This window comes from Rhodanobacteraceae bacterium (assembly GCA_016713135.1).
In the GTDB taxonomy this organism is placed as follows: domain Bacteria; phylum Pseudomonadota; class Gammaproteobacteria; order Xanthomonadales; family SZUA-5; genus JADKFD01.
This window is the reverse complement of the sequence record JADJPR010000023.1, coordinates 232927-258903: the sequence shown is the minus strand read 5'-3', so window position 1 is coordinate 258903 and position 25977 is coordinate 232927. Positions and strand designations below refer to the sequence as shown.

Here is a 25977-nt window from a genome sequence, read left to right as displayed (position 1 = left end):
AGGGTGGCCATGCGCAGGGAGTCTGAGACGGACGCCGTCGTTTTTGATGGACGTGCCTTCGCGCGCACCTTGACCAGCGAACCAGGCGTCTACCGCATGCTTGGGGTCAGCGATCAGGTCCTGTACGTAGGCAAGGCGCGCAATCTGCGTTCGCGAGTCGAGAGCTACTTTGCGCGAGGAGCGCATGACGCCCGCATCACCAGCATGGTCATGCAGGTGATGCGCATCGAAGTGATCGTCACGCGCACCGAGGCCGAAGCCCTGCTGCTCGAGAGCCAGCTGATCAAGGCGCTGAAGCCGCGCTACAACATCGACCTCCGCGACGACAAGAGTTATCCGTGGATCCGCATGACTGCCGCGGACGAATTCCCGAGAGTGACGTTCCATCGCGGCGCCCGGCCGGCACCTGATCGCTATTTTGGTCCTTACCCGAGCGCCTGGGCGGTCCGCGAGACTCTGAACCTGGTGCACAAGGCATTCAAGTTGCGACAGTGCGAGGACAGCGTGTTTGCCCATCGCACGCGCCCCTGCCTGCAGCACCAGATAGCCCGCTGCAGTGCGCCTTGCGTGGGTCTGATCGACCGCCACGACTATGCTGCGAGCGTTCGTCACGCGAGCATGGTGCTGGAAGGGCGGAGTTCGGCGTTGATCGACGAGCTCACAGGTGAGATGGACCGCGCGGCCCGGGATCTGGACTTTGAGCGCGCGGCGCTGCTGCGCGACCAGGTTGCCGCGCTCAGGCGCGTGTTGGCGACCCAGTTTGTCCAGGGTGAGCGCGGCGACCTCGACGTCCTCGCGTGCGTCAGCCGGAACGGAAAGGCCTGTGTCGAAGTCCTGTTCTTCCGTGGTGGCATGAGTTTGGGCAATCGCAGCTATTTTCCGAAGTTTCTCGGCGAAGCGGCGGAGGCTGAGGTCCTGCGCGCCTTCATCCTGCATCACTACTCGGACCAGTTGCCTCCCAGCGAACTGCTGCTCAGCCACGCCATCGAGGACCAGGAACTGGTCGAACAAATGCTGGAGGAGCGTGCCACGCGTAAGGTCAGGCTGGTGGACAGTCCGCGGGGTGATCGTGCGCGTTGGGTCGAGATGGCCATGCGTACGGCTGAGGCCGCCCTTGCGTCGGAACTCGCAGCCCAATCCACCGCGCGCGACCGCCGCGAGGACCTTCGCCTGCTGCTGCAGTGCGATCAGGCGCCGTCACGCATCGAGTGTTTCGATATCAGCCACACTCAGGGCGAACGCACCGTGGCGTCTTGCGTGGTGTTCGGTCCGGAGGGTCCGTTGCGCAGCGAGTATCGGAGATTCAACGTCGAAGGGATCACCGGCGGCGACGACTACGCCGCGATGCGGCAGGCATTGCAGCGCCGCTTCGAACGCATTGGGCGAGGGGAGGGGATTGCCGCGGACCTGTTGCTCATCGACGGTGGTCGCGGCCAGGTGCAGCAGGCGCTTGACGTGCTGGCGGAACTGGACGTCAGCGGCGTCCGGGTGATCGGGGTGGCCAAGGGCCCCGAGCGGCGGGCCGGGGAAGAGACGCTGATCCTTGCGCCGGACATGCACGAGGTCCACCCTGGGCCGGCGTCGGCGGCCCTTCACTTGATCCAGCAGGTACGCGACGAAGCGCACCGATTCGCGATCACCGGACACCGCGCGCGTCGCGCCAAGGCACGCTCGCGTTCAGTCCTGGAAGACATTCCGGGCGTAGGTGCCAAGCGCAAGCGCGCCCTGCTGAAGGCATTCGGTGGATTGCAGGGCATTCAGACGGCGGGTGTGGAAGACTTGATGACGGTGGATGGCATCGATCGCGCGCTGGCCCAGCGCATCCACGACCTGTTCCACGAGAGGTAGGATCCGCCCGATGAGCTTAGCTGCGCGCACTGCGATGCCGTTGAACCTGGCGACCATCCTCACGCTCGGCCGGATCGCGCTGATCCCGGTGCTCGTGTTGCTGTTCTATGCTCCTTGGACCTGGACCCACCTTGCTGCTGCGATGGTCTTCCTCGCCGCGGCATTGACCGATTGGCTGGATGGTTGGGTGGCGCGGCGCTACGACCAGGCTTCGAGCTTTGGTGCCTTCCTGGATCCTGTCGCCGACAAGCTGATGGTCGCCGTTGCCCTGGTCCTGGTCCTGGAACGCGACCCGCAGCCTTGGCTGGCGGTCGTGTGCGCGGTCATCATCGGGCGCGAAATCAGCATCTCGGCCCTGCGCGAATGGATGGCGGAACTCGGCAAACGTGCGTCGGTGCGCGTCGGCGGTGTCGGCAAGATCAAGACCATCGTGCAGATGGCCGCGCTGACGATGCTGATCTGGCGCGATCCCCTGTGGGGAATGCCGATCTACTCGATCGGGTTGGGGTTGCTGGTGGCCGCGGCGGTGCTGACTTTGTGGTCGGCGGCGCAGTACCTGCAAGCGGCCTGGCGCGTCATCGGTGCGGGGCAACCGGGCACGGACGACTGACGCGTTTGCCCGGAGATTCGGTTACGGAAGTTTAAAAAAATCTATTGACGTGGCCTGAGGTTTCGCTATGATTGTCAGTCTCTTGCGGGAATAGCTCAGTTGGTAGAGCACGACCTTGCCAAGGTCGGGGTCGCGAGTTCGAGTCTCGTTTCCCGCTCCAGTTTCAGGGCGAAACCTCGGTTCACCGAGGTTTCGCTGTTTCTGGGGGCCGAAAAGCCCTTCGAGGTATGGCCAGGTGGCAGAGTGGTCATGCAGCGGCCTGCAAAGCCGTGTACGCCGGTTCGATTCCGACCCTGGCCTCCATTCCTCGATGTGTGTCACACGACACTGATGTAGCCTTGGGTGCGAATGCTCCGCCCGGATGGCGAAACCGGTAGACGCAGGAGACTTAAAATCTCCCGGCCAAAAGCCGTGCGGGTTCGAGTCCCGCTCCGGGCACCATCGTGATCGCGACGCAAAATGTGACGGAAGTTGCCGCGAGGGGCTTCTCGCCGTGCGGTTTGCCATCAACCAGTCATACAAGTTTCGCGAATCTGCCCCGACTTCGTGGCATCCTTGTGCGTGCGCTGGCCACCGGATGATGGCCGCGGCTGGCGCCTCCGCTTCAAGTGCACTCCCCAGCGGATGACCTTCGCAACCGCGACGGTGGCGACGCCGTCGCGGTTTTTTGTGGCTGTATCAGGGGCTGGCTCGGGTGTCGCGCTTCGGGCTTACCCACATGCTGATCTCGGCACTGAACACGGACTCGCCGGCGCGGTCCTTTACGACCACGTGTGCGATCCGCTCGGAACCGCTGCCGATCTCACCGATCTCGTCGAGGATGGCCTCTGCGCGCATGGGGCCGACGGCTTTCTTGAGGTAGCGCACCGTCATGCCCTTCGGGATCCAGCGCAACGCGCTGGTTATCGCGGCGTCGGTCGCCAGGCCGCCGACGAATTCCGCGAGGTTGCACAGCGCGATGGCATGCACGGTGCCGATATGGTTCTGCACCCGCCGGCGGTGCTGGATGGTGGCAACGCAGCTGCCCGGTTCCAGCGTTTCCAGCAGCGGCGAGATGCTGCCGAAGTAGGGCGCGCGGTTGCAGATCAGGCGCGAACACAGCCAACGGCCGACGCCGCTGCCACCAAACTTGCGGAACAGCGCCAGCGCGGCGCTGGCGGCTCCCGGACGGTCATCGGTGCCCATGGCGATGGCCTCAGGCGGCGCTGCGCAGTGCCGGCCGGCCGTTCTCGGCGCGGCGCCCGGCGACCAGGTCGGCAGTGTCGAAGTCGTCGACCGCGATGATTGCGGCGATGTCGGCGCGCGTGCGCACCAGCAGTGCGCGCTCGTCCTCAGTGATTACACCGTATTGCACCGCTTCGGCCAGTTGCGCTTCGGCACCCGGCGCGCTGATCGTCCCGCCCTTGATCGCCTTGGCGAGTTTGCGCTCGACAGGTTCCGCCTCGATGATGCCGGCGAGAGCGGCATTCACCTGGCCGGCCGGATGGAAGGCGGTCGGCGCGAGATAGCAGAACTCGCCCAGGCGGTCGCGCGCCTCGTTGGGGTACATCAGCAGGGTGGCCACGCGGCGGCCCAGGCGGTCGCCCGGCGTCGCTTCGCGACGGCCGATCGGGAACACCAGCGCGCGCAGCAGCCAGGACACCGGGCGCACCGGGAAATTGCGCAGCACGCCATCGAGCGCGGTCTGCATGCGATAGACGCACTCGTGCATGGCCCAGGCGAGGAATGGACGGTCCAGTTCCGGGCGGCCCTGGTCCTCGAAGCGCTTGAGCATTGCCGAGGCGATGTAGAGGTAGGAGAGCACGTCACCAAGGCGCGCCGACAGGCGTTCCTTCTGCTTCAGCTTGCCGCCGAGAATCAGCATCGAGGTGTCTGCCACCAGCGCCAGTGCGGCGCTGTAGCGCGACAGCTTGCGATAGTAGCGCTGCACGTAGCGGTCGCCCGGCGCACTGCCGAGGTGGCTGTGGGTGATGCCGTAAAGGAAGGCGCGACAGGCGTTCGACACGGCGAAGCCGACATGCTGGAACAGCGTCCGGTCGAACTCCTCGATGCGACGCTGCGGATCCGCCAGAGCGGCCGCCTGCATCAGCTTCAGCACATAGGGATGGCAGCGCACCGCACCCTGGCCGAAGATGATCATGTTGCGGGTCAGGATGTTGGCGCCTTCCACCGTGATGCTGATCGGCGCGCCTTCCCAGGCGCGCCCGAGGTAGTTCTTCGGCCCGAGGATAATGGTCTTGCCGCCGTGCACGTCCATCGCGTCCTGAATGATCGAACGGCCGAGTTCAGTCGCGTGGTATTTGGCGATCGCCGACGGCACCGCCGGCTTTTCGCCCTGGTCGACCGCTGCCGCAGTCATCCGCGAGACGGCGCTGACCGCATAGGACAGGCCGCCGATGCGCGCCAGCGCTTCCTCGATGCCTTCGAAGCGGCCGATCGACATGCCAAACTGCTTGCGGATGCGCGCGTAGGCGCCGGTGACCAGCGCTGCCATGCGCACGCTGCCAGTGGAACCGGAGGGCAGCGAGATCGCGCGGCCGACAGACAGGCACTCGACCAGCATGCGCCAGCCCTGGCCAGCGTAGGTCTGGCCGCCAATCAGGCAGTCGAGCGGGACGAACATGTCCTTGCCGCAGACCGGTCCGTTCTGGAACGGAATGTTGAGCGGCAGGTGACGGCGGCCGACCTCGAGACCCGGGGTATTGCGCGGCACCAGTGCCAGAGAGATGCCGATGTCCTCGCGATCGCCGAGCAGTTTTTCCGGGTCGAGCAGGCGGAAAGCCAGACCGATCACGGTAGCGACCGGCGCCAGCGTGATGTAGCGCTTCTCGAAGGTCAGGCGGATGCCAATGACTTCCTTGCCATCGACCACTTGCTTGCAGACGATGCCGTAGTCTGGGATCGAGGTGGCATCGGAGCCCGCGTAAGGATTGGTCAGGCCGAAGCAGGGGATCTCGCGGCCGTCGGCCAGGCGCGGCAGGTAGTGGTTCTTTTGCTCCTCGGTACCGTAGTGCAGCAGCAACTCGGCCGGGCCGAGCGAGTTGGGCACGGCGACGGTGGAACTCACTGTCGGGCTGACGCTCGACAGGCGCTGCAGCACCGCCGAATGCGCGTGCGCCGAGAAGCCGAGGCCGCCGTACTGCTTCGGGATGATCATGCCGAAGAAGCGGTGACGCCTGAGGAAGTCCCAGACCTGCGGCGGCAGGTCATTGCGCTCGTGGGTGATCTCCCAGTCGTTGACCAGAGCGCAAACCTCGGCCACCGGGCCATCGAGGAAGGCCTTCTCCTCGCCGCTCAGTTGCGGCGCGGGCTGCGCCAGGAGCTTGCTCCAGCGCGGCCGCCCGGAAAACAGTTCGCCTTCCCAGCCGACCGTGCCGGCTTCCAGCGCGACGCGCTCGGTCTCCGACAACTGCGGCGCGATCCGCTGGTAGATGTCGAGCATCGGCTGGCTGAGGAGGCGCTCGCGCAGCGGGCGATGGTTGAGTACCACGGCGACAGCGCCGAAGGCCAGCCAGGTCAGCCCGAGCGTGATCCAGGAGGCGCCGCTGTAGAGCGTGGCCAGCACCAAAGCCGCGGCGCTTGCTGCAGTCCAGGTGCGCAACGAGGTGCGATTGAAGCCGCACACCAAGCCGATGACGACGAGGCCGAGCAGGGGAATGAATCCGGACATCGTGAACTCCTCGAAACGGGGGTTTCGAATCAGGGTCTGAAACGCTCAAGGAACCGGGATATCTCCCGGGTGAACACGTCATTGCGGTCGCCGACCACCATGTGGGTGGCGTCCTCGATGCACACATGCTCGGCATGCGGCACCAGTTGCATGAATTCCTCGATGGTGCGCGCCGACACCACGTCGCTGCGACCGCCGCTCAGCAGCAGCACCGGACCTTCCACCTGGCGCGCCGCGGCCTGCAGCCTGGGGATGTAGCTCTCGGCCTCGCGCGCCACGTGCCCGAGCAGGCGCGGATCCCAGTGCCAGCGCCAGCGGCCGTCCGGGTGTTGGCGCAACTGGCTGCGCAGGCGTTCCGGGTTCTTGCGGTCGCGGTGCGGCAAATAGCGCGCGACTTCGTCGGCGGCGTGTTCGAGGGAGTCGAAGCCTTCCGGGTGCTTCGCCATGAAATCGAGGATGCGGCCGACGCCCTCGGTCTCCCAGCGTGGGGTCACGTCGACCAGCACCATCGCGCGGAACACGTTCGCCGGTGCTTCGCCCTCGACAAGCAGTCCCAGCAGGCCGCCCATCGAGGCGCCGACCAGGATCGGCAGGTCGGGCACCGAGCGGGCAATCGCGGCGAGGTCTTCGGCGAAGTGCTCCATCCGGTAGTCGCCCGCGGGCGCCCACTCCGAGTCGCCGTGGCCGCGGCCGTCGATCGCGATGCCGTGCCAGCCTTCCTGCCCCAGTTGGGTGGCGGTGCCGCGCCAGGCATGGCGGTTCTGGCCAAAACCATGGGCGAACAGCAGGGTGGGCGCGGCGTGCTCGCCATAGTGCTCGAGCGCCAGCGACAAATCGCCGCGACCGCGGTGCCGCTGCAGTCTGGACGGCAGGGGCGGGCGGGCGGCAGGCGGGGTGGCGCTTTCCATACGGTCGAGTATGTTGACGCGGGGCGGAGCTGTCAATACGCTTGCGTATGGATGCTTTTCACGTCTCTTCTACTCACCCATGACGAACGCACTTGCCAGCGCGCGGGTCGCACCCGAACGCGCCGAGAAACAACGACTGACCGCCCAGGACTGGGAACTCGCCGCGCTCGAGCTGATGGCCGAGGAGGGTGTCGCCGCGGTGGCGGTCGAATCCCTTGCGCGCCGGCTGGGCGTTACCAAAGGCAGCTTCTACTGGCATTTCAGCCAGCGCGATGCCTTGATCGAGGCGGCGCTCAAGCGCTGGGAGGAGACCGACACGCACAACCTGGTGGCGCGCGTCGAGTCCATCGAGAACCCCGGCAAGCGTCTGCGCGAGTTGTTCCGCCTGACCAGCCGCGAGATGCGCTCGCACAAGATCTACGCAGCGCTGCTGAAGGCCGCCGACCACCCGGTGGTGGCGCCAGTGATGGACCGGGTGTCGCAGGAGCGCATGGCCTACCTGGCGCGGGTGTTCCAGCAGGCTGGCATGGATGTCGAGTCCGCCACCCATCGCGCGCGCCTGGCTTACTCGGCCTATGTGGGCCTGTTGCAGCTGACCCTGCAGTTCCGCTCCTCGCGGTTGAGCACCGAGGCCTTCGATGCCTATGTCGGCCACATGATCGACACGCTGATTCCAGCCGAATAGCGGGCTGCCCGAGGGGACATCGTGGGCGGGCTCCCTCGCCATTCGCCGAATGTCGCATGCAAACGTATGCAGGCGTGCACACCCTGTTCATTGAATATTTCACGGTGTACCGCTATGTTCGCGGCCTCAGTGCCGTTAGCTCGGCCATAAGTCATTGAAAACACAGGATTTGCCATGGGCTCCCGCCTGGATGTGCTGAATCTTTGGGTGCAGGAAGTCGCGCAGCTGACCCAGCCTGATGCGATTCGCTGGTGTGACGGCAGCGAGAGCGAGCGTCGCGAGCTGGAGGCGCTGATGGTCGAACGCGGCGATTTGCTGCCGCTGAACCCGCAGACGCACCCCGATTGCTTCCTGCATCGCTCGCACCCGTCGGATGTGGCGCGCGTCGAGCACCTGACCTTCGTTTGCACCCGTCATGCCGAGGATGCCGGCCCGAACAACAACTGGATGGCGCCCGCCGACGCCCACGCCAAGATGGACGCGCTGTTCGAAGGCTGCATGCGCGGGCGCACGATGTACGTGGTGCCTTACTGCATGGGGCCGATCGATTCGCCATATTCGCGCTGCGGCGTCGAGATCACCGACAGCCCCTACGTGGTGGCCAACATGCGCATCATGACGCGGATGGGCAGCCAGGCGCTGGCGCGCATCGAGCGCGAGGGACGCTTCGTCCGCGGCCTGCATTCGATCGGGGAGCTCGATCCCGCGCGCCGCTTCATCATGCACTTTCCCGAGGATCTCACCATCGAGAGCTTCGGCTCCGGCTACGGTGGCAATGCGCTGCTCGGCAAGAAGTGCCATGCGCTGCGCATCGCCAGTTGGCAGGCGCGCGAAGAAGGCTGGCTGGCCGAGCATATGCTGATCGTCGGCATCCAGAATCCGCAGGGACAGACGCATTACGTCGCGGCGGCGTTCCCATCGGCTTGCGGCAAGACCAACCTGGCCATGCTGATTCCGCCGGAAACCCATCCGGGCTGGAAGGTATGGACGGTGGGCGACGACATCTGCTGGTTGCACCCGGGCCCGGATGGCCGGCTGTATGCGATCAATCCGGAATCCGGCTTCTTCGGCGTGGCGCCGGGTACCAGCCACAAGACCAACCGCAATGCCGTGAATACGCTTGGTCACGATGCGATCTTCACCAATGTTGCGGTGACGGCGGACAATCGCCCGTGGTGGGAAGGCCTTTCTGACGAGCGTCCGGAGAAAGATTGGCAGGGACGCGACTACGACCCGGCCAATGGTCCGGCGGCGCATCCGAATTCCCGCTTCACGGTGTCGATGCGCCAGTGCCCCAGCTTCACGCCGGAAGCCGACAACCCGGCCGGCGTGCCGATCTCAGCGATCATCTTCGGTGGCCGGCGCGAATCGCTGGTGCCGCTGGTGTTCGAGGCACGTGACTGGAATCATGGCGTGCTGGTTGGCGCGTCGATGGCGTCGGAAACCACGGCTGCGGCGACCGGTGCGGTCGGCGTGGTGCGCCGCGATTCGATGGCGATGAAGCCCTTCTGCGGCTACAACTTCGCCGACTACTTCGGACACTGGTTGTCGTTCAACGAACGCCTGACGCACCTGCCGAAAATCTTCCATGTCAACTGGTTCCGCAAGGACGAGAACGGCAAGTTCCTGTGGCCGGGCTTCGGCGACAATCTGCGCGTGCTGCAGTGGATCATCGGGCGTTGCACCGGCGCGGCCGATGCCATTGAGACGCCGATCGGCTACCTGCCGCGCCGCGAAGACCTGGACCTGCGTGGCCTGGAACACCTCAACGGCGCCCTCGACAAGCTGCTCGCGGTGGACGCGGAAGGCTGGCGTCGGGAAGCGGCGGAGATTGGCGGCTACCTGCAGAGCTTCGGCGACCGGGTGCCGGCGCCGCTGTGGCAGGAACACGCGAAACTGAGCAGCGCCCTGTCCTGAGCGCCCAGGCCCGCGCCGTGAATTTCGCAGCGTCCACGCGCAAGCTGCTGCGGGCCGGCATCGCCGGACTGTACTGCGTCGCGTTCGTCGGATGCGCGAGCCCGAAACTGCAGGAAACTCTGGCCGCCGGAGAAGTTCCCCGCGTCGAGATCGTGCCGCGTGAAGAACGCCGCGAATTGCCCCCGGGCACGACCGGGATGCGAATCGAGAACCCGCACGGCGATCTGCGCGTGCGCATCACGGATCAGCCGAAGGTCGGGTACTACGCCACGGTGCAGCGCATCGGCGAGCAGCCGCTCGAGCCGGTGTTCGACTGGCAGCAGCACGGCGAACGCCTGGAGCTGACCATCCGCTACCCCGGCGAAGAGAGTTGGCTGCGCACCCATGGCCATTCGCGCGGACGCGTGGATCTGGCCGTATTCGTACCCGCCGCAGTCGCCCTGGACCTGCGCACCACCGACGGCTTCCTGCAAGTGCGCAAGGCCAGGGCTTCGGTGAGGGCGCGCACCGAATCGGGCTCGATCGAGGTCAGCGGCGCGGCCGACCTCGACCTGCGCAGCGCTACTGGCGCGATCGCTGCAAGCCAGACCAGCGGGCACTGGCGCACTCCGATTGAACTGCACACGCGCTCCGGACGCATCGCTGTCGCGGTGCCGGTGTACGCGGGCATCAGCGTGGACGCAATGACCCGCGGGCGCATAGAACTGGAGCCAGGCTTCACTGGCAGCGTGTTCGAGAGTGGCGGGAAGCGTCGCTTGCAAGCGAAGTTCGGCGACGGCGGGCGTGCATTCAGGAGCCGCAGCGACTTGGGCGAGATCTTCCTGCGTGCGGGCATCCCGGAGAGCGTGCTGCAGCAGGCAGTCGACTCAGGAGACTGAGTTCTTCATGTTTTGTGCGCTGCACATGTTTTGGCGGCCGTTGTCGACTATCCTCCGCGGTTCCATCGTTCAGGCTGGAGTCGGAATGTCGCTCCGCCGCCGTGAGGAGTCGCAGTGTTCGTAGCTCATTCTCGTTGCCTGTCCGCGCTGGCTTTGTTGCTGGCGTCTCCCGTTGCCCTGGCTGAGCCGGAAGTCGTCCGCGGTGCCGACTACGTCAGCCCGCCGGTTGCGCCAACGTCGCTGACCGTCGACATGCAGCGTTTGCCGCCCGCGCCTGAGTGGAAGCCGGGCGACCCGATCAAGTCGATTCCCCGCCTGCTGTTCGGCAATCCGAATGCGCCGGTCCCGACCCCGGTCAATCCGGTCTTCGGGCCCGATCCGCTGGTCGCCCTGCAACAGGCGTTCCAGCCTCGCCAGCCGCGCGCCTTCGGTACCCCGATCATCAACCAGAACGTGCTCAGCGGGACTGCTCAGCCAAACGACCCCACCGGCGACATCGGCACCCTGCAGTTCGTTGCCGCGATCAACGGCCCCGGTGGCGGTCAGTTTGCGGTCTACGACAAGGTGACCGGCCAGCAGACCGTGGCGCCGACATTGATGGAATCACTCGGCAGCGGCGGTGCGTGCGCGTCGGGCCTGGGCGACCCGATCGTGTTGTTCGACGAACTGGCGAACCGTTGGGTGCTGACCGAATTCTCGACCCAGGCCGGCAACAGCCTGTGCGTTTACATCAGTTCCACCGACGACCTGGATGGCCCGGCGCCGGTCACCTGGACGCGCTACGGTTTCCAGATGCCCTCCTTTCCCGACTATCCGAAATACGGCGTTTGGACAGATGCCTATTACGTCGGCGCCAACGAGGGCGGCACCACGGGTCGCCGTCCGTTTTATGCCTTCGACCGGCAGAAGATGCTGGCTGGTCAGGCAGCAACTTTTCAGCGGCTGACCATTCCCAACCTGGCAGGCTTCAGCTTCCAGATGACCCAGCCGGCGGATCTGGCGGGTACCGATGAGCCGCCTCCGGGCGCACCCGGGCTGTTCATGCGCCACCGCGACGATGAGGCGCACAACGCCGGCTCCAACAATCCGGCGGCGGATTTCATCGAGTTGTACGAGTTTGCGGTCGACTGGACGACGCCGGCCAATTCGACCATCACCGGCCCGACCAACTTCACCGTGGCCGAGTTCAGCTCCAATCTCAACGGACTCACGGCATTCAACGCATTCGCGCAGCCCAGCGGGCAGAAGCTCGATCCCTTGCGCGAAACCGTGATGCACCGCCTGACCTATCGCCGGCTGGCGAACTACGAGGTGCTGGTCGGCAATTTTGTCACCGACCTCTGTGTCAATGTTCCGTGCGTACCGTCGCCGTATCCGGACGATACCGGCGCTGTGCGCTGGTTCGAACTACGCCGTCCGATCGGTCCGCCCGATGACTTGTTCGCCAATGGCTTTGAAGGTACTGCCGGCTCCGCCTCGCGCGGCAGCGCCCAATGGGTTTTGCACCAGCAGGGCACCTATGCGCCCGAGGACACCCCGGGGACGCCGGCGGAGCAGGGCGACCGCTGGATGGCGGCGAGTTCGGTCGATCAGGACGGCAACATTGCGCTGGCCTACAACCACGTGCGCCAAGCGCCGGCTATCTCGGCCGGATTGCGCTACACCGGCCGGCTCGCGGGCGATCCGCTCGGCATCATGACCGGTGGCGAGAATGCCATCGTCGCCGGCAGCAGTTCAGTCTCGGGTGAGCGCTGGGGCGACTACAACGACATGGGCATCGACCCGGTCGATGGCTGCACGTTCTGGTTCATCGGCAACTATTCCAGCGGCGGCGCGCGCACCAATCGGGTGGCTTCCTTCAAGTTCGATGAGTGCGGCGGCCCGAGCTCTGTGTTGAGTGCACCGGCGCCGTCCACAGCGGTGTGCGCGAACTCCCCGGACCCGACCAGCGCCGCGCCGATCACGCTCAATGCCACCTCGGTCAACGGCTTTGTCGGTGCGGTCAATCTGACCTACCCGAGTGCATTCGCCACCGGTCTCAGCGGCAGCTTCGATCCGGCCACGATCCCGACACTGCCCGGCTCCTCGCTGGCGCAGTTGAGTGCAACCAACGCGGCGACGCCGGGAACCAGCACGATCCTGGCGCGTGGCACTTCGGGTGCCATCATCCGCAACGTGCAGCTGTCTTTGACCGTGGCGACCGACAACCCGGCAGCGCCGACGTTGTTGACGCCAGCCAACAACGCCAGCGGCATCGGTGCGACACCGACCTTCACCTGGAGCGCCGCCGCACAGGCCGCGAGCTACCTGGTCGAGGCATCGACGGCAGCCAACTTTGCCACCACGCTGTTCAGCCAAAGCGTCACCGGCACCAGCCTGCTGTCGCCGGTCGCTTTGCCGACCAACCAGCAGATCTTCTGGCGCGTGACGGCGGAGAACATCTGCGGCGATACCGTCAGCAGCGTGTTCTCGTACAACGGTCCGACGTTCACGATGAAGACCACGACCCCGAGCGTGGCGCTGTGCGCGAATGCCGCCTCGCCGTCGAACGCCCCGCCGATCACCCTGGACCTGGCGCCGGTCAATGGTTTCGTCGGCAGCGTGCCGCTGAACTTCCCCGATCCGTTCCCGGCCGGTGTGTCGGGCAACCTGACGCCGTCGACCGTGCCGAGTGTTCCGGGCAGCTCGGTGGTCCAGTTGTCCGCCGACAACACGGCGACTCCCGGTGCAGCATCGATCGTGGTGCGCGGCGTGGCTGGCCTGACCACGCGCGACGTGACCCTGACGCTCAACCTGTCTACCGCCAACGCAGCCCAGCCGTCGCTGACGGCGCCGGCCGACGGCGCGGTCAACGTTGTGGCGACGCCTACCTTCCAGTGGGCGGCGGCTGCGCAGGCGACCAGCTATCTGGTGGAAGCGTCCACGGCCAGCGACTTCGCGACCACGCTGTTCAGCCAGACGGTCACGGGGACCAGCCTGGTGTCACCGGTGGCGCTGCAGACCAGCACGCAGATCTACTGGCGCGTGCGCGCGAACAACATCTGCGGCAACACCCAGAGTGCAGTGTTCTCGTTCACCACTCAGGCTGCGCCGGGCGACTGCCCGGCTGGTCCGGCGCCGACCATCGTCCTCAGCGAGGACTTCGAGGGCGCGGCGACCGGTTGGGGCCCACAGGCGGGCGGAACCGGGACGAACACCTGGGCGATCACGTCGGGCTTCCCGTTCGCCGGCACCAAGGCACTCCAGGGCGTCCCTGCCTTGACGGCGTCCGATCAGCGCTACACCAGTCCTTCGGTGGTCCTGCCCAGCCTGGGTAACGGATTGACCTTGTCCTTCTACAACTACCAGGTGATGGAGGACCGCACGGGTGGCTGTTTCGACGGCGGTTTCATCGAGGTCTCGACGGATGGCGGCACCTCCTGGACCCAGATCACGACCGGCCTCTTGACGGATCCGTACAACGGGCCGCTGGCTTCCGCCAATCCGGCCAGCAGCGGCGGCACGGCTCCGGCTTGGTGTGGAGACCCACAGCCCTACCTGAAGTCGGTGATCGACCTGGAACCCTGGGCCGGCCAGACCGTGCGTTTCCGCTTCCGCGTCAGTTCGGATGGCTCGGTCAACCGGCCGGAAGGCTGGAACATCGACAACGTCGAAATCAAGCGTTGTAACTGACCCGGCGCACGTTTTAACCAGCCACACCCCCCGGCACATCCGGGGGGTGTTCGTCGGTGAGGGCGGATTCCAGTGGACCTACGTGGCCGGGCCCCTGGTATGTAACCCCTTCCGCCGCGCGGGGGTAGCCTCGCGGTTGCCGCCAACATGGCGGTAGACGAAAGGAATGGACGGATGCGATTTCGCGTGACCCAGGTATGCCCTACGGCCGTGCTGCTTGCGATGCTGGCCTTGCCAGCGCTGAGTGCCGCCAACCCACAAGGGGGATCGGCGGAACCGTCGGATCCCATGATCGTTGTCCCGGACGATCCGAACCCTCCGACCCATCAGGGTCGGCCTGGCAACCCGGAAACGACGACCCTTGGGTGCGCCCTGATCGCGCAAGGAAGTGGAGCCGGCTACGCGGACGTCCCACCCCCCCGGTCCGCCCAATCCCGAATGGGTCCTCATCGAGTCAGGATCGACTCCCCTGGGCCGGGCGTCGCTGGGGTAGCCGGCGATTGTCGCTACCCTTTCCTTCACCCTGCGGCTGGGATGCCGGAAATCCGGGAATAGGAGCTGGCGGAGGCGTCCACGCTCAGATCAGGAACGCCGCCAGCACGGCGCGGCCTTCGCCAAGCAGAAGGTTGTAGGTCCGTGCAGCGGCGTCATTGCGCATGCACTCCAGGCCGCAACGGCGTGCCAGGACCTGCGCCTGCAGGACCGGCGGCAAGAGTTGCACCCGCGGCCCGGTGCCGATGAGGATCAGCTCGGGGCCGTGGTCGAGCAGACGCTGCAGGCTGGGCGCGTCGATCTCATCGAAGCGGCGCGGCGCCCACGGCTGCAACTGCTGCTGGCCGACGTAGAAGCTGGTGTCGAGCCAGGTCTGGCCGACCCGCACGCGCACGCCATCGACGCCGGTGATGGTCAGCGGGTGCTCGTCGAGTTCCCGGGTCAGCTGCATGGATCGGAACCGCTGGTGCTCAGGGCAGCTCGATCTTCGGCTCGGCGCGGTTGCGCCGGAAGATGCTCACCACATGGCCGATCTTGTGCACCAGTTCGGCGCCGGTGGACTTGAGCAACTCGGCGACCAGCGCGTCGCGCTCCTCGCGATCGCCCACACTGACGCGGACCTTGATCAGTTCGTGATGATCGAGCGCGATCTCCACTTCCTTCATCACGCTCGGCGCCAGGCCGCGATCGGCCACCATCACCACCGGATTCAGGCCGTGGGTCAGTCCGCGCAGGAAGCGCTTCTGCGCATTTTTGAGAGCCATGACTTGTGCTCCGGGCAATCGAGGGCGCGAAGGCTATCATGACCTGCACCGAAGCCCTGGACTGAAACCACGGATGGCGCGCAGCAAGAGCAGCGGTCGCTGGCTCAACGAGCACTTCAACGATCCCTACGTGCGCCGCGCGCACGTCGAGGGCATGCGCTCGCGCGCCGCCTACAAGCTGGAGGAACTGCTGGAGCGGGACCTGGTCCTGCGCCCAGGCATGGTGGTGGTCGACCTCGGTGCCGCCCCGGGTGGCTGGAGCCAGGTGGCGCAGGAATGGCTGAAGGGCAAGGGCCGGGTAATCGCGCTCGACATCCTGGAGATGGATCCGCTGCCTGGGGTCGAATTCATCCACGGCGATTTCACCCAGGACGAGGTGCTGGCGCAACTGGAGCAAACCCTGGGGGATGCGAAAGTCGATCTTGTGTTGTCCGACATGGCCCCCAACATGAGCGGTGTGGCCTCGGTGGATCAGGCGCGCTCGATGCTGCTGGCGGAACTGGCGCTCGATTTCGCCAAGGCGCACCTGCGGCGCGGTGGCGGATATCTGGTGAAGTTGTTCCAGGGTGAAGGCTTTGACGCTTACGTCAAGTTGATGCGGGCAGCATTCGACAAGGTGCACCTGCGCAAGCCCAAGGCCTCACGCGGTCGCAGCCGCGAGATCTACGCGCTGGCGACCGGGTTCAAGGATTCGGGTGCGTGACTTGCTTAAGGTCTAGTACAGTCCAAACGGGTTTACTCTGTGCGCGCGGCTGCGACACAGGCGCGATAGAGGCGATAGGAGCGTGTCTTGAACGACTTGATGAAGAACCTGCTGCTGTGGACGGTGATCGCACTGGTCCTGCTCGGCGTGTTCCGCAGTTTCGGGCCAAGCCCCGGCATCAGTGCCGGCTTGTCCTACTCCGACTTCCTTGCGAAGGTCGAGCGCGAGCAAGTGCTCGAGGTCAAGATCGCGGAGGACCGCAAGATCACCGGCAAGATGCAGGACGGCCAGCCCTTCGAGCTGTATGCGCCGGAAGACCCGCGGCTGGTCGAGACCCTGATCGCCAATAACGTCAAGGTGGTGCAGTCGGCGCCGGACACCGGCTTTTCGCTGCTCGGCCTGCTCCTGAACCTGCTGCCGGTGCTGCTGCTGATCGGTTTCTGGATCTTCGTCATGCGCCAGATGCAGGGTGGCGGCGGTGGCCGTGGTGCGATGAGCTTCGGCAAGAGCCGCGCGCGGCTGCAGGGAGAGGACCAGGTCAAGGTCACCTTCGCTGACGTCGCGGGCGTGGACGAGGCCAAGGAAGAAGTGCACGAGCTGGTCGAGTTCCTGCGCGACCCCGGCAAGTTCCAGAAACTCGGCGGCAAGATTCCGCGCGGCGTGCTGATGGTCGGCCCGCCGGGCACCGGCAAGACCCTGCTCGCCAAGGCCATCGCCGGCGAGGCCAAGGTGCCGTTTTTCATCATTTCCGGCTCGGACTTCGTCGAGATGTTTGTCGGCGTCGGCGCCAGTCGCGTGCGCGACATGTTCGAGCAGGCCAAGAAGCACGCGCCGTGCATCATCTTCATCGACGAAATCGATGCGGTCGGCCGTCACCGCGGCGCCGGCCTGGGCGGCGGTCACGACGAGCGCGAGCAGACGCTCAACCAGTTGCTGGTCGAGATGGATGGTTTCGAGGGTTCCGAGGGGATCATCGTGATCGCCGCGACCAACCGCCCGGACGTGCTCGACCCGGCGCTGCTGCGCCCGGGCCGCTTCGACCGCCAGGTGGTGGTCGGCCTGCCGGATGTGCGCGGCCGCGAGCAGATCCTCAAGGTGCACATGCGCAAGGTGCCGCTGGCCGACGACGTGCGCCCGAGCGTGATCGCGCGCGGTACGCCGGGCTTCTCCGGCGCGGACCTCGCCAACCTGGTCAACGAGGCGGCGCTGTTCGCCGCGCGCGACAACTCGCGTGACGTGGCCATGACGCACTTCGAGCGCGCCAAGGACAAGATCCTGATGGGTGCGGAACGCCGCTCGATGGTGATGAGCGAGGACGAGAAGCGCCTGACCGCGTACCACGAGGCCGGCCACGCGATCATCGGCCGCGTGGTGCCGGAGCACGATCCGGTCTACAAGGTCTCGATCATCCCGCGCGGGCGTGCACTCGGCGTGACCATGTTCCTGCCCGAGGGCGACCGCTACAGCCACAGCCGCACCTGGCTGGAGAGCCAGATCTGCTCGCTGTACGGCGGACGCCTGGCCGAGGAACTGATCTTCGGCCACGGCAAGGTCACCACCGGCGCCTCCAATGACATCATGCGCGCCACCCAACTGGCGCGGAACATGGTCACCAAGTGGGGCATGTCCGACCAGCTCGGCCCGCTGATGTACGGCGACGAGGAGGAAGAGCTGTTCCTCGGACGCTCGATCACCCAGCACAAGACCGTCTCGCCGGAAACCGCCGAGATGATCGACAGCGAGGTGCGCGCGCTGATCGACCGCTGCTACAACACCTCCAAGCAGATCCTGCTCGACAACATGGACAAGATGCACTCCATGGCGCAGGCGCTGATGAAGTACGAGACCATCGACGCGACCCAGATCGACGCGATCATGGCGGGCCGCGACGTGCCGCCGCCGTCGGACTGGACCGAAGGCGATGGCGGCAGCCCGAACACGCCGACCAAGCCCACCGCGCCGGTGACACCGACGGCGACGCCCGCGCCGCAGACCTGAGCGGGCCGGGCGGATGTTCGAAGCGCCCAAACCCACGCTCGATTGCCGCGGCCGGCTCCTGATCCTGGACCGGCCGCGGATCCTCGGGGTGGTCAACGTCACCCCCGACTCCTTCTCGGATGGCGGCCAGCATGCGGACACCGCGGCCGCTGTCGCGCACGCGCTGAGGCTGGTCGATGAGGGCGCGGATGCGCTCGACATCGGCGGCGAATCGACCCGCCCGGGTGCGGTCGAGGTGTCGCTGGACGAAGAACTGCGCCGGGTGATCCCGGTCATCGAAGAAGTTGCCGCGCGCTGCTCCGTGCCGATTTCGATCGACACGCGCAAGCCTGAGGTCATGCGTGCGGCCGTCGCGGCCGGCGCCGGCTGGATCAACGACGTGTCCGCGCTGCGCGGCGAGGGCGCGCTCGACGCCGCGGCGGACACTGGTGCGGCAATCTGCCTGATGCACATGCAGGGCGAGCCAGGCTCGATGCAGCAGGCGCCGCACTACGAGGACGTCTGCGCCGAGGTGCAGCGTTTCCTCGCGGATCGCATCCTGGCCTGCCAGTTTGCCGGTATCGACAAGAAGCGGATCGTCATCGATCCGGGCTTCGGCTTCGGCAAGACTCTGGCGCATAACCTGGAACTGCTGGCGCGGCTGGAGAGTTTTCGCGCGCTCGACTGCCCTCTGATGGCCGGCCTGTCGCGCAAGCGCAGCATCGGCGATCTGACCGGCCGTAGCGATCCCGCGCAGCGCGTGCACGGCTCGGTGGCCGCGGCGCTGATCGCGGCACAACGCGGCGCCGTCGTCCTGCGCGTGCATGATGTCGCCGCTACCCGCGATGCGCTGGCGGTGTGGGAGGCAGTGCGCGCGATTGCGCCGCTGGCGCCGCCCAAGCCGAAGTCGCCGCTGGCAGGGCTGTTCGACGACGACTAGCCCGTCAAGTCTTGCCCTCGCGCTTGCGAGCGCCCAGCATCCGGTGCATGACTGAACGACACTATTTCGGAACCGACGGGATCCGCGGGCGGGTGGGCGAGGAGCCGATCACCGCGGAATTTGCGCTGCGCCTCGGGCGCGCGGCTGGGCAGGTGCTGCGGCAGCGCTTCGAGCGCCCGCGCGTGCTGATCGGCAAGGACACGCGGCTCTCCGGCTACATGCTGGAATCGGCGCTGGAGGCCGGCCTGGCGGCGGCCGGTGCCGACGTGGTGCTGCTCGGGCCGATGCCGACGCCGGCAGTGGCCTTCCTCACGCGCAGCCAGCGCGCGAGCGCCGGGATTGTCATCAGCGCGTCGCACAATCCCTATGAAGACAATGGCATCAAGTTCTTCTCGTCCGACGGCGAGAAACTGGACGATGCAGTGGAACTGGGGATCGAGGCTGCACTCGACGCGCCGGCAGCGATGGTGTCGCCGCGCGACCTGGGCAAGGCCACGCGCATGCCGGATGCCAATGGCCGCTACATCGAGTTCCTGAAATCGCGCCTGGACAGCGGGCTGGATGCGCTGGTCGGCACGCGCATCGTGGTCGACGCCGCGCACGGCGCGGCTTACCGCATCGCGCCGCGGTTGTTCGAGGAACTGGGCTTCCATGTCGACGCGATCGGCGCGTCGCCCAATGGCTACAACATCAACGCCGGCCACGGCGCGACCGACCTGACCGCGCTGCGCGCCGAAGTGACCCGCACCGGCGCTGCGCTCGGGCTGGCACTGGACGGCGACGCCGACCGCCTGATGGCGATCACGGCCGACGGCCGGTTGGTCGATGGCGACGATATCGTCTACGTGCTGGCGCGTCACTGGCAGCAGCGCGGGGTGCTGCGCGGGCCGGTGGTCGGCACGGTGATGACGAATCTCGGGATCGAACTGGCGCTTCGTGCGCTCGGGATCGGTTTCGAGCGTGCCGCGGTCGGCGACCGCTACGTGCACCAACGCCTGCGCGAGACCGGCGGACTGCTTGGCGGCGAGGCCTCGGGCCATGTGATCTGCCGCCACAAGGCGAGCACCGGCGACGGCCTGATGAGCGCGTTGCTGCTGCTGGAAGTGCTCAACGACACCGGCCGCGCGCTGTCCGACCTGGTCGGCGATTTGCACCGGTTCCCGCAGAAGACGATCAATGTGCGGGTGGCGCGCAATGCGCGGCAGTTGCTGCAGGCCGTCGAGATCGCTCAGGCTCGCGACGATGTGGCGGCAGCGCTCGGCGCCGACGGACGCCTGATCCTGCGCGCCTCGGGCACCGAGCCGCTGATCCGCGTGACGGTTGAGGCGCGCGATGGTGCGATGGTGGAGCGCCACGCGCAGCAACTGGCCGACGTGGTGCGGCGAACGGCGGACGAGTTGGCCACGCCCTGAGCATGCCGCCGCAGACCGGACTACAGTGCCGCCGTGTGCGAGCGCTTGCGCCGGGTGCGCGTCCTGGCGAGTGCTTGCACCGCGGGTCACGAGGTACTTGCGGCGAGCACCCGGAGAACGCGTTGGCGCGGTTCTCCGGGCTATCTCCCGCGCTCAGTGCGCCGGCGCACCTTCGTAGCGCAGGCCTTTCTTCGCCGCCTGCTCCTTGACCGCGCCGAAGATCTGCACATCCAGCGACTGCGCGACGTTTGCGTCCTTCTTCAATGCGTTCTCGATGTACTGCTGGCGCTGCTCGGCGAGGGCCGCGATGTCGCCAGTCAGGGCATCGCGCTTGGCTTTCGTCTCAGCCACGCGCTGGCGCCGGTCCTCGCTCGACAAGGTCTGCAGTTCGGTCGGCAGCTGCTTCTCGTCGATGGCATCGAGGTCCACCCGGCCGCTGGCCACGTCGGCGACGAGTTCGCTGTCGCCGGCCAGGTTCTTCGCGCCCGAGGCCGAGGTGTTGAAGGCCGCGCGGCGGGCGAGCGAAGCTACCGAGGCGCTTTCGTTGAGCTTGTCGGTGGCGGCGAGCTTGCCGGCGGCGCGCGCCTGCGCCTCGCGGTCGCCGTAGTACAGCCGGGTGCTGTCGAGCTCGCGCGAGAGCCGCGCCATCTCCGCGTCGAAAGGCGTGGTCACCGCGATCGCATCGCCCTGCTGGCCCACCTTGAAGTGCGCGCCCTGGCTCAGCTGCGCGATCTGCACCCACTCGGCGTGGGTGGCCGGGTCGTCGCCGGCCTGGATCGTGTTGACGATGATTTCGCGGGCATTCGCTGCCTTGATCGTCTCCGGATACTTCACGTCGTCCGGGTAGTCCATGTGCGGCTGCGCATCGCCGACCAGGAAAATCGCCTGATAGGCCGCCGGGTCCTGGCTCCACCGGATGTCGTGGACCGCAGCGTGCAGGGCCTGGTTGACTGCTTCGGGGCCATCGCCGCCGCCGCCGGCCTGGAAGTCCATCAGCTGTGCGTACATCGAATCCAGGTCGTCGGACAGGTCGACCACGCGGGTCACGTAGTCATCGCCGCGGTCGCGGAAGGCCACCAGGCCTACGCGGATGTCCGGCGCCGGCTGCGCCGAGGCCATGGTGCGGGCGATCGACCAGATGTTCTCCTTGGCTGCCTGGATCAGGCCGCCCATGCTGCCGGTGGTGTCGAGCACGAACACCACCTCGACCACCGGGCGCGGCGCGGTGCTGGCAGGCGGTGCCTGCAGGGCCGCGACCGGCGGCGGATCGGCGGGGGCGGGCACTTCTGCGGATGGCCAGGCATAGACCAGCGCGGCGGTGGACAGCAGCAGGGCGGAAACCAGCAATCGGGTCTTCATCGGAATCTCCTTGGGGTTCATGCGCGCAGCGACAGTCGCCGCAGCGCGGCTTCTGCGGTACGGAAAGCAGCTTCGAAATCGTTCGGGTCAACAGCCGCCGCTGTGGGTTTCGCGCCCAGCCGGCGGGGCAGGAATGCGGCCAGTGCCTGCACCAGGAAATAGCACCACAGGCTCAGGAACAGGCTGCGCGTGTGCATCGCGGTGGCGACCGCCGCGGCCAGCGCAAAGCCGCAGAGCAGCGCGTCGGCGGCGGCAGGCACCAGGCTGTCGTAACGCTGCAGCGAGCGCAGCAGCCAGATGAAGCCGGTCTGCGCGACCAGCCAGATGGTCAGGTTGGGATCGACCAGTACCAGCAGCCCCGACAACAGCAGCCAGGCCGCCGCGGCGACGATTCGACCGCTGCGCGCCGGGTGCGTGGCGAGCAAGGCCAACACCTGCAGCATGGCCGCCGCGAGCACCACCATGCGCAGCGACAGCGCGCTGCCGACCAGGCTGGCGCACACCGCATGCAACACCCAGCCGGCCGTGCTGATCGCCAGCGCCAGGGCCACCGCGGGCCAGAAGCTCAGGCTCTTCATGACGCCCTCCGGGCCTGCTGTTCGCGCAGCAGCGCGAGATCGATGTCGGCCTCGCTGACGCAGGCATCGTCGCTGCCGACATGCGACTCCTCGCATCCGGGCGGTTCGACGTCGAACAGCGCCGCCTTCTGGCGCATCGCCTCCAGGCGCTCGCGTTGCTGTTCGATCTGCGGCGTCAGCTGGGCGACCAGCGCCAGCACCTGCTCGCGGCGCTGCGCATGCAGCCGCTGCATGCGTTCGCCTTCCAGCTTGCGGCGCAGGCAGCGGCGCACCAGCGCCTCGTTGCCGGCAGCGAAGCTGAGGTCCAGCTCGCCAGCCACGCCGGCCAGCGCGCGCTCGATCTCCGCGCTGCGCCGGTCCAGTTGCTCGCGCTCCAGCGCCAGCGCCTGCAGCCGGCGCACCTGCTCGGCCAGCGCCGATTCCATGTCGCGGATGGCCTGCCGCAGCAGGGCCTCGGGTTCTTCCAGGCGGTCCAGCACGGCGTGCACATCCGCCGTGAACAATCGGGTGATGCGGGCTGCTATCGCCATCGCGGCGCTCCTGCTGTGGACGGTGTGGCCATCCTCAGGCGGGCGCCGGCGCCATCACAGGCGCAATCGTGCAAACTCTGCGAGCGCGGGTTTACATCGAGTTTACGTGCGGTCTGCGGGCGGGCTTGGTAGGTTGGGGAAGCTGTTTTTTGTCCGCAAAGGACGCAAAGGACGCAAAGGAGAGCGAAGGACTGGCCGGGCGCCGTTTTCAGGTCGACCAGTCTCTCGCGGGCAAGGTCTCCGACCTCCATGGCTCTTCTTTGCGTCCTTTGCGGACCAAACGCTCTCTGACTCTCTTTGCCGACCCATGGCCCGCAAACTCCGCATCCTGATCGTGGAAGACGAACCGGCCATCCGCTTGGGGCTGGTGGATGTGTTCGTCTACCATGGCTTCGAGGTCGAGGCGGTGGCGGATGGCGAGCGCGGCCTGGCGCTGGCGCTGGGCGGGCGCTTCGACCTGCTGCTGCTCGACGTGATGCTGCCGCAGCGCAACGGCTTCGACATCCTCGCCGCGGTGCGCGCGCAGGACCGCGAGCAGGCGGTGATCATGCTGACCGCCAAGTCGACCGACGAGGACATCGTGCACGGGCTCAGCCTGGGTGCGGACGACTACGTGGCCAAGCCCTTCTCGATCGCACAGTTGGTGCTGCGGGTGCAGGCAGTGCTGCGGCGCACCCAGGGCCTGCGCGAAGAGCCGGCGCTGCTGAAGCTGCGCGCGGGCTTCGAGGTGGACGCGCACAACCTGTGCGCGCACACGCCGGACGGGGATGTCGCCTTCACCCGCCGCGAGATGGAGGTGCTGCAGTACCTCGCCGCCCATCCCGGGCGCCCGGTGCCGCGCGAGGAACTGCTGCACAAGGTCTGGGGCTATGCGCGCCACCTGGAGATCGAGACGCGCACCGTGGACATCCACATCGCAAAGCTGCGGCGCAAGATCGAGCCCGATCCGCGCCAGCCGGTGCACCTGGTGACGGTGCGCACCGGCGGATATCGATTGCTGCCGGATGGCGGCAGTGCGTAGCCGCAACAGCCCCACGCGCCTGCGCCTGCTGCTGGCCACGCTGTTGCTCGCGCTGGCGCTGCCGAGCGCGGTGCTGGTGTGGCAGACCCAGCAGCAGCTGCGCTTCGAGAGCCTGCACCAGTACCGCACGCTGGCCGAGGAGATGGCCACGCGGATCGACCTGGAGCTGCAGCGGCTGATCGCGCTCGAAGAGGCGCGCGCAGTGGGCGACTACCGTTTCCTGGTCGTCGTCGGCGACCCGGCCAGCTCCAACCTGGTGCAACGCTCGCCGCTGTCGCAACTGCCGGCGGACGCGGCATTCCCGGGTGTGCTCGGGCACTTCGTGGTGGATGCGCAGGGGCGCTTCTCGACGCCGCTGCTGCCGGATGCGCCGGCCAACGAGGCGGAACTCGGCCTGGATCCCGCGGAACTCGCGCAGCGCCAGCAGCTGCGCGAGCGACTGGTCGATGTGCTGTCCGGCAACCAGTTGCTGGCAGCGCGGGAACCGGCCGACCGCGATGCGCTGGCCCTCGCGAAGGAGGCCGCAGACAAGAACAAGCTGGCCGACAACGAGGACGAACAGTCCGCGTCCAGCTATCCCGCGCAGGCCGCCTTCGACCGCCTGAACAGCGTCGCCAGCGCCCCCGCACGCCAGGCGCAGGGCCAGCTCGGCCGCGTGGACGAGTTGAAGCTCGACCGTGCCTACGCAGAGGCGGGCAAGAAGGACCAGGCGCAGTCGCTGGATGTGCAGGGACTGTCCAACGCCGGCATGCGCGGCAAGCGGGTGGAGCAAGGCGCGGCGCTGGACGAGGTGGTGGCTGGCGATCTCGCCGAGTCGCGCGCGGCCACCGCACGAGTGCGCATCTTCGAGAGCGAAGTCGACCCCTTCGAGTTCAGCCTGCTGGCCAGCGGCCACGGCGTGCTGTTCCGGCGCGTCTGGCAGGGCGGCGAGCGCACCATCCAGGGCGTGCTGATCGACCAGCAGGCCTTCATCGACGGCGTCATCGCGCGCGCCTTCAGCGGCAGCGCGCTGTGGCAGATGAGCGATCTGGTGGTCGCCTGGCAGCAGGATGTGCTCAAGCTGATTCCGGGCGAGCGCGCCCGCCAGGTCATGAGCCGCGCCAGCGAGGTGCGCGGCGAGTTGCTGTACCAGACGCGGCTGTCGGCGCCGCTGGACCGCCTGCAGCTGATCTGGAGCGTGCGCCGGCTGCCCGCGGGCGCCGGCGCGCAGATCGTCTGGTGGGCCAGCGCGGTGCTGTTCGTGGTGCTGCTCGGCGGCTTCTGGCTGCTTTACCGGCTGGGGCTGCGGCAGATCCTGCTGGCGCGCCAGCAGCAGGATTTCGTCTCCGCCGTCAGCCACGAGCTGAAGACCCCGCTGACCTCGATCCGCATGTACGCCGAGATGCTGCAGGCCGGCTGGGCCAGCGAGGACAAGAAGCGCGGCTACTACGCCTTCATCTTCGACGAGAGCGAGCGCTTGTCGCGGCTGATCGCGAACGTGCTGCAGCTGGCGCGCATGGAGCGCAGCGATTTCGCGCTGGAACTCAAGCCGCTGGCCGCCGAAGTGCTGGTCGACCTGGTGCGCTCCAAGGTGCAGTCGCAGATCGAGCGCGCCGGTTTTGTGGTCGAGTACCGTATCGACCCCGGCTGCGCCGGACGGGTGCTGAACGTCGACGCGGATGCCTGCTGTCAGATCCTGATCAACCTGGTCGACAATGCGATCAAGTTCTCGCAGGCCTCGCCCGAACACCGCATCGAGATCTCCGCCACCGCGCCGCGCGGCGGCCTCACGATCGGCGTGCGCGACTACGGCCCCGGCGTGCCCGCCTCGCAACTCAGGAAGATCTTCCAGCTGTTCTACCGCGCCGGCGACGAACTGACCCGCGAATCCCTCGGCACCGGCATCGGGCTCGCCCTCGTACGACAGCTCGCGCGGGCGATGCGCGGCGACGTGGATGTGGTCAATCGCAATCCGGGTGCGGAGTTTCAGTTGTGGTTGCCGGGAACGAGCGTTGAGGCGTGACGGGGGCCCTA

The 25977-nt window shown here is 67.0% G+C and carries 20 protein-coding genes and 3 tRNA genes; 15 read left to right on the top strand and 8 right to left on the bottom strand.

The genetic code is table 11. The features are described from left to right. Positions 1-9 precede the first annotated feature (9 nt). The 5 genes from uvrC to IPK27_20990 all read left to right on the top strand — a co-directional run bounded on the left by uvrC (position 10) and on the right by IPK27_20990 (position 2899). The gene (uvrC, locus tag IPK27_21010; GenBank protein ID MBK8070002.1) at positions 10-1848 is read left to right on the top strand and encodes an excinuclease ABC subunit UvrC; all 1839 of its coding nucleotides are present in this window, start codon (positions 10-12) and stop codon (positions 1846-1848) included. Positions 1849-1882: 34 nt separating this feature from the next. After that, a complete protein-coding gene (pgsA, locus tag IPK27_21005) occupies positions 1883-2458 on the top strand; it encodes a CDP-diacylglycerol--glycerol-3-phosphate 3-phosphatidyltransferase (GenBank protein ID MBK8070001.1) in 576 nt (191 codons plus the stop codon). Positions 2459-2542: 84 nt separating this feature from the next. Then, a tRNA-Gly gene (locus IPK27_21000) sits at positions 2543-2618 on the top strand. 69 nt (positions 2619-2687) lie between these two features. Next, positions 2688-2761, top strand: a tRNA-Cys gene (locus tag IPK27_20995). Between the two features lie 52 nt (positions 2762-2813). After that, positions 2814-2899: transfer RNA gene (locus tag IPK27_20990), tRNA-Leu, on the top strand. A 237-nt stretch (positions 2900-3136) separates the two neighbouring features. On the opposite strand, the gene IPK27_20985 is transcribed toward IPK27_20990, so the two are convergent. Genes IPK27_20985 through IPK27_20975 form a run of 3 tightly spaced genes read right to left on the bottom strand, consistent with a single transcriptional unit; the run spans position 3137 to position 7036 of the window. Further along, positions 3137-3643, bottom strand: a complete 507-nt coding sequence (locus tag IPK27_20985) for a DUF4442 domain-containing protein (protein ID MBK8070000.1) — start codon at positions 3641-3643, stop codon at positions 3137-3139. A 10-nt stretch (positions 3644-3653) separates the two neighbouring features. Continuing rightward, entirely contained in the window at positions 3654-6128 is a 2475-nt protein-coding gene (locus IPK27_20980; protein MBK8069999.1) for an acyl-CoA dehydrogenase, read from the bottom strand. 29 nt (positions 6129-6157) lie between these two features. Continuing rightward, positions 6158-7036: an alpha/beta fold hydrolase gene (locus IPK27_20975; protein ID MBK8069998.1), complete on the bottom strand. Its 879-nt coding sequence runs from the start codon at positions 7034-7036 to the stop codon at positions 6158-6160. Between the two features lie 79 nt (positions 7037-7115). Here IPK27_20975 and IPK27_20970 point away from each other — a divergent pair, with 79 nt between their 5' ends. The 4 genes from IPK27_20970 to IPK27_20955 all read left to right on the top strand — a co-directional run bounded on the left by IPK27_20970 (position 7116) and on the right by IPK27_20955 (position 14188). Beyond that, positions 7116-7721, top strand: coding sequence for a TetR/AcrR family transcriptional regulator (locus IPK27_20970; GenBank protein MBK8069997.1), 606 nt, complete (start codon positions 7116-7118; stop codon positions 7719-7721). A 174-nt stretch (positions 7722-7895) separates the two neighbouring features. Continuing rightward, a complete protein-coding gene (locus tag IPK27_20965) occupies positions 7896-9638 on the top strand; it encodes a phosphoenolpyruvate carboxykinase (GTP) (protein MBK8069996.1) in 1743 nt (580 codons plus the stop codon). 17 nt (positions 9639-9655) lie between these two features. Then, complete coding sequence (locus tag IPK27_20960; protein ID MBK8069995.1) at positions 9656-10516, top strand: hypothetical protein; 861 nt, start codon at positions 9656-9658, stop codon at positions 10514-10516. A gap of 114 nt (positions 10517-10630) precedes the next feature. Beyond that, positions 10631-14188: a hypothetical protein gene (locus IPK27_20955; GenBank protein MBK8069994.1), complete on the top strand. Its 3558-nt coding sequence runs from the start codon at positions 10631-10633 to the stop codon at positions 14186-14188. A 577-nt stretch (positions 14189-14765) separates the two neighbouring features. On the opposite strand, the gene IPK27_20950 is transcribed toward IPK27_20955, so the two are convergent. Both IPK27_20950 and yhbY read right to left on the bottom strand, forming a co-directional pair. Continuing rightward, entirely contained in the window at positions 14766-15131 is a 366-nt protein-coding gene (locus IPK27_20950; GenBank protein MBK8069993.1) for a hypothetical protein, read from the bottom strand. A gap of 19 nt (positions 15132-15150) precedes the next feature. Then, complete coding sequence (gene yhbY, locus IPK27_20945; GenBank protein MBK8069992.1) at positions 15151-15444, bottom strand: ribosome assembly RNA-binding protein YhbY; 294 nt, start codon at positions 15442-15444, stop codon at positions 15151-15153. A 73-nt stretch (positions 15445-15517) separates the two neighbouring features. On the opposite strand from yhbY, the gene rlmE reads away from it, so the two are divergent. The 4 genes from rlmE to glmM all read left to right on the top strand — a co-directional run bounded on the left by rlmE (position 15518) and on the right by glmM (position 20476). Continuing rightward, positions 15518-16147, top strand: coding sequence for a 23S rRNA (uridine(2552)-2'-O)-methyltransferase RlmE (gene rlmE, locus IPK27_20940; GenBank protein MBK8069991.1), 630 nt, complete (start codon positions 15518-15520; stop codon positions 16145-16147). Positions 16148-16246: 99 nt separating this feature from the next. Further along, on the top strand, positions 16247-18145 hold the full coding sequence (gene ftsH / locus IPK27_20935) for an ATP-dependent zinc metalloprotease FtsH (protein MBK8069990.1): 1899 nt from the start codon (positions 16247-16249) through the stop codon (positions 18143-18145). A 13-nt stretch (positions 18146-18158) separates the two neighbouring features. After that, positions 18159-19064 carry a dihydropteroate synthase gene (gene folP / locus IPK27_20930; protein MBK8069989.1) on the top strand — a complete coding sequence of 302 codons (906 nt, stop codon included), beginning with the start codon at positions 18159-18161 and terminating at the stop codon, positions 19062-19064. A 47-nt stretch (positions 19065-19111) separates the two neighbouring features. After that, positions 19112-20476, top strand: coding sequence for a phosphoglucosamine mutase (glmM, locus tag IPK27_20925; GenBank protein MBK8069988.1), 1365 nt, complete (start codon positions 19112-19114; stop codon positions 20474-20476). Between the two features lie 153 nt (positions 20477-20629). Here glmM and IPK27_20920 read toward each other — a convergent pair whose 3' ends face one another. The 3 genes from IPK27_20920 to IPK27_20910 are packed head-to-tail and all read right to left on the bottom strand — an operon-like array spanning position 20630 to position 22943. After that, positions 20630-21835: a VWA domain-containing protein gene (locus IPK27_20920; protein MBK8069987.1), complete on the bottom strand. Its 1206-nt coding sequence runs from the start codon at positions 21833-21835 to the stop codon at positions 20630-20632. A 17-nt stretch (positions 21836-21852) separates the two neighbouring features. Then, on the bottom strand, positions 21853-22413 hold the full coding sequence (locus IPK27_20915; protein ID MBK8069986.1) for a hypothetical protein: 561 nt from the start codon (positions 22411-22413) through the stop codon (positions 21853-21855). Then, the gene (locus tag IPK27_20910; protein ID MBK8069985.1) at positions 22410-22943 is read right to left on the bottom strand and encodes a PspA/IM30 family protein; all 534 of its coding nucleotides are present in this window, start codon (positions 22941-22943) and stop codon (positions 22410-22412) included. The genes IPK27_20915 and IPK27_20910 overlap by 4 nt, the downstream gene beginning before the upstream one ends. A 307-nt stretch (positions 22944-23250) precedes the next feature. Between IPK27_20910 and IPK27_20905 the strand changes: the two genes are divergently transcribed. Continuing rightward, a complete protein-coding gene (locus IPK27_20905; protein ID MBK8069984.1) occupies positions 23251-23964 on the top strand; it encodes a response regulator transcription factor in 714 nt (237 codons plus the stop codon). Next, a complete protein-coding gene (locus IPK27_20900) occupies positions 23948-25966 on the top strand; it encodes a HAMP domain-containing histidine kinase (protein ID MBK8069983.1) in 2019 nt (672 codons plus the stop codon). The genes IPK27_20905 and IPK27_20900 overlap by 17 nt, the downstream gene beginning before the upstream one ends. Positions 25967-25977 lie beyond the last annotated feature (11 nt).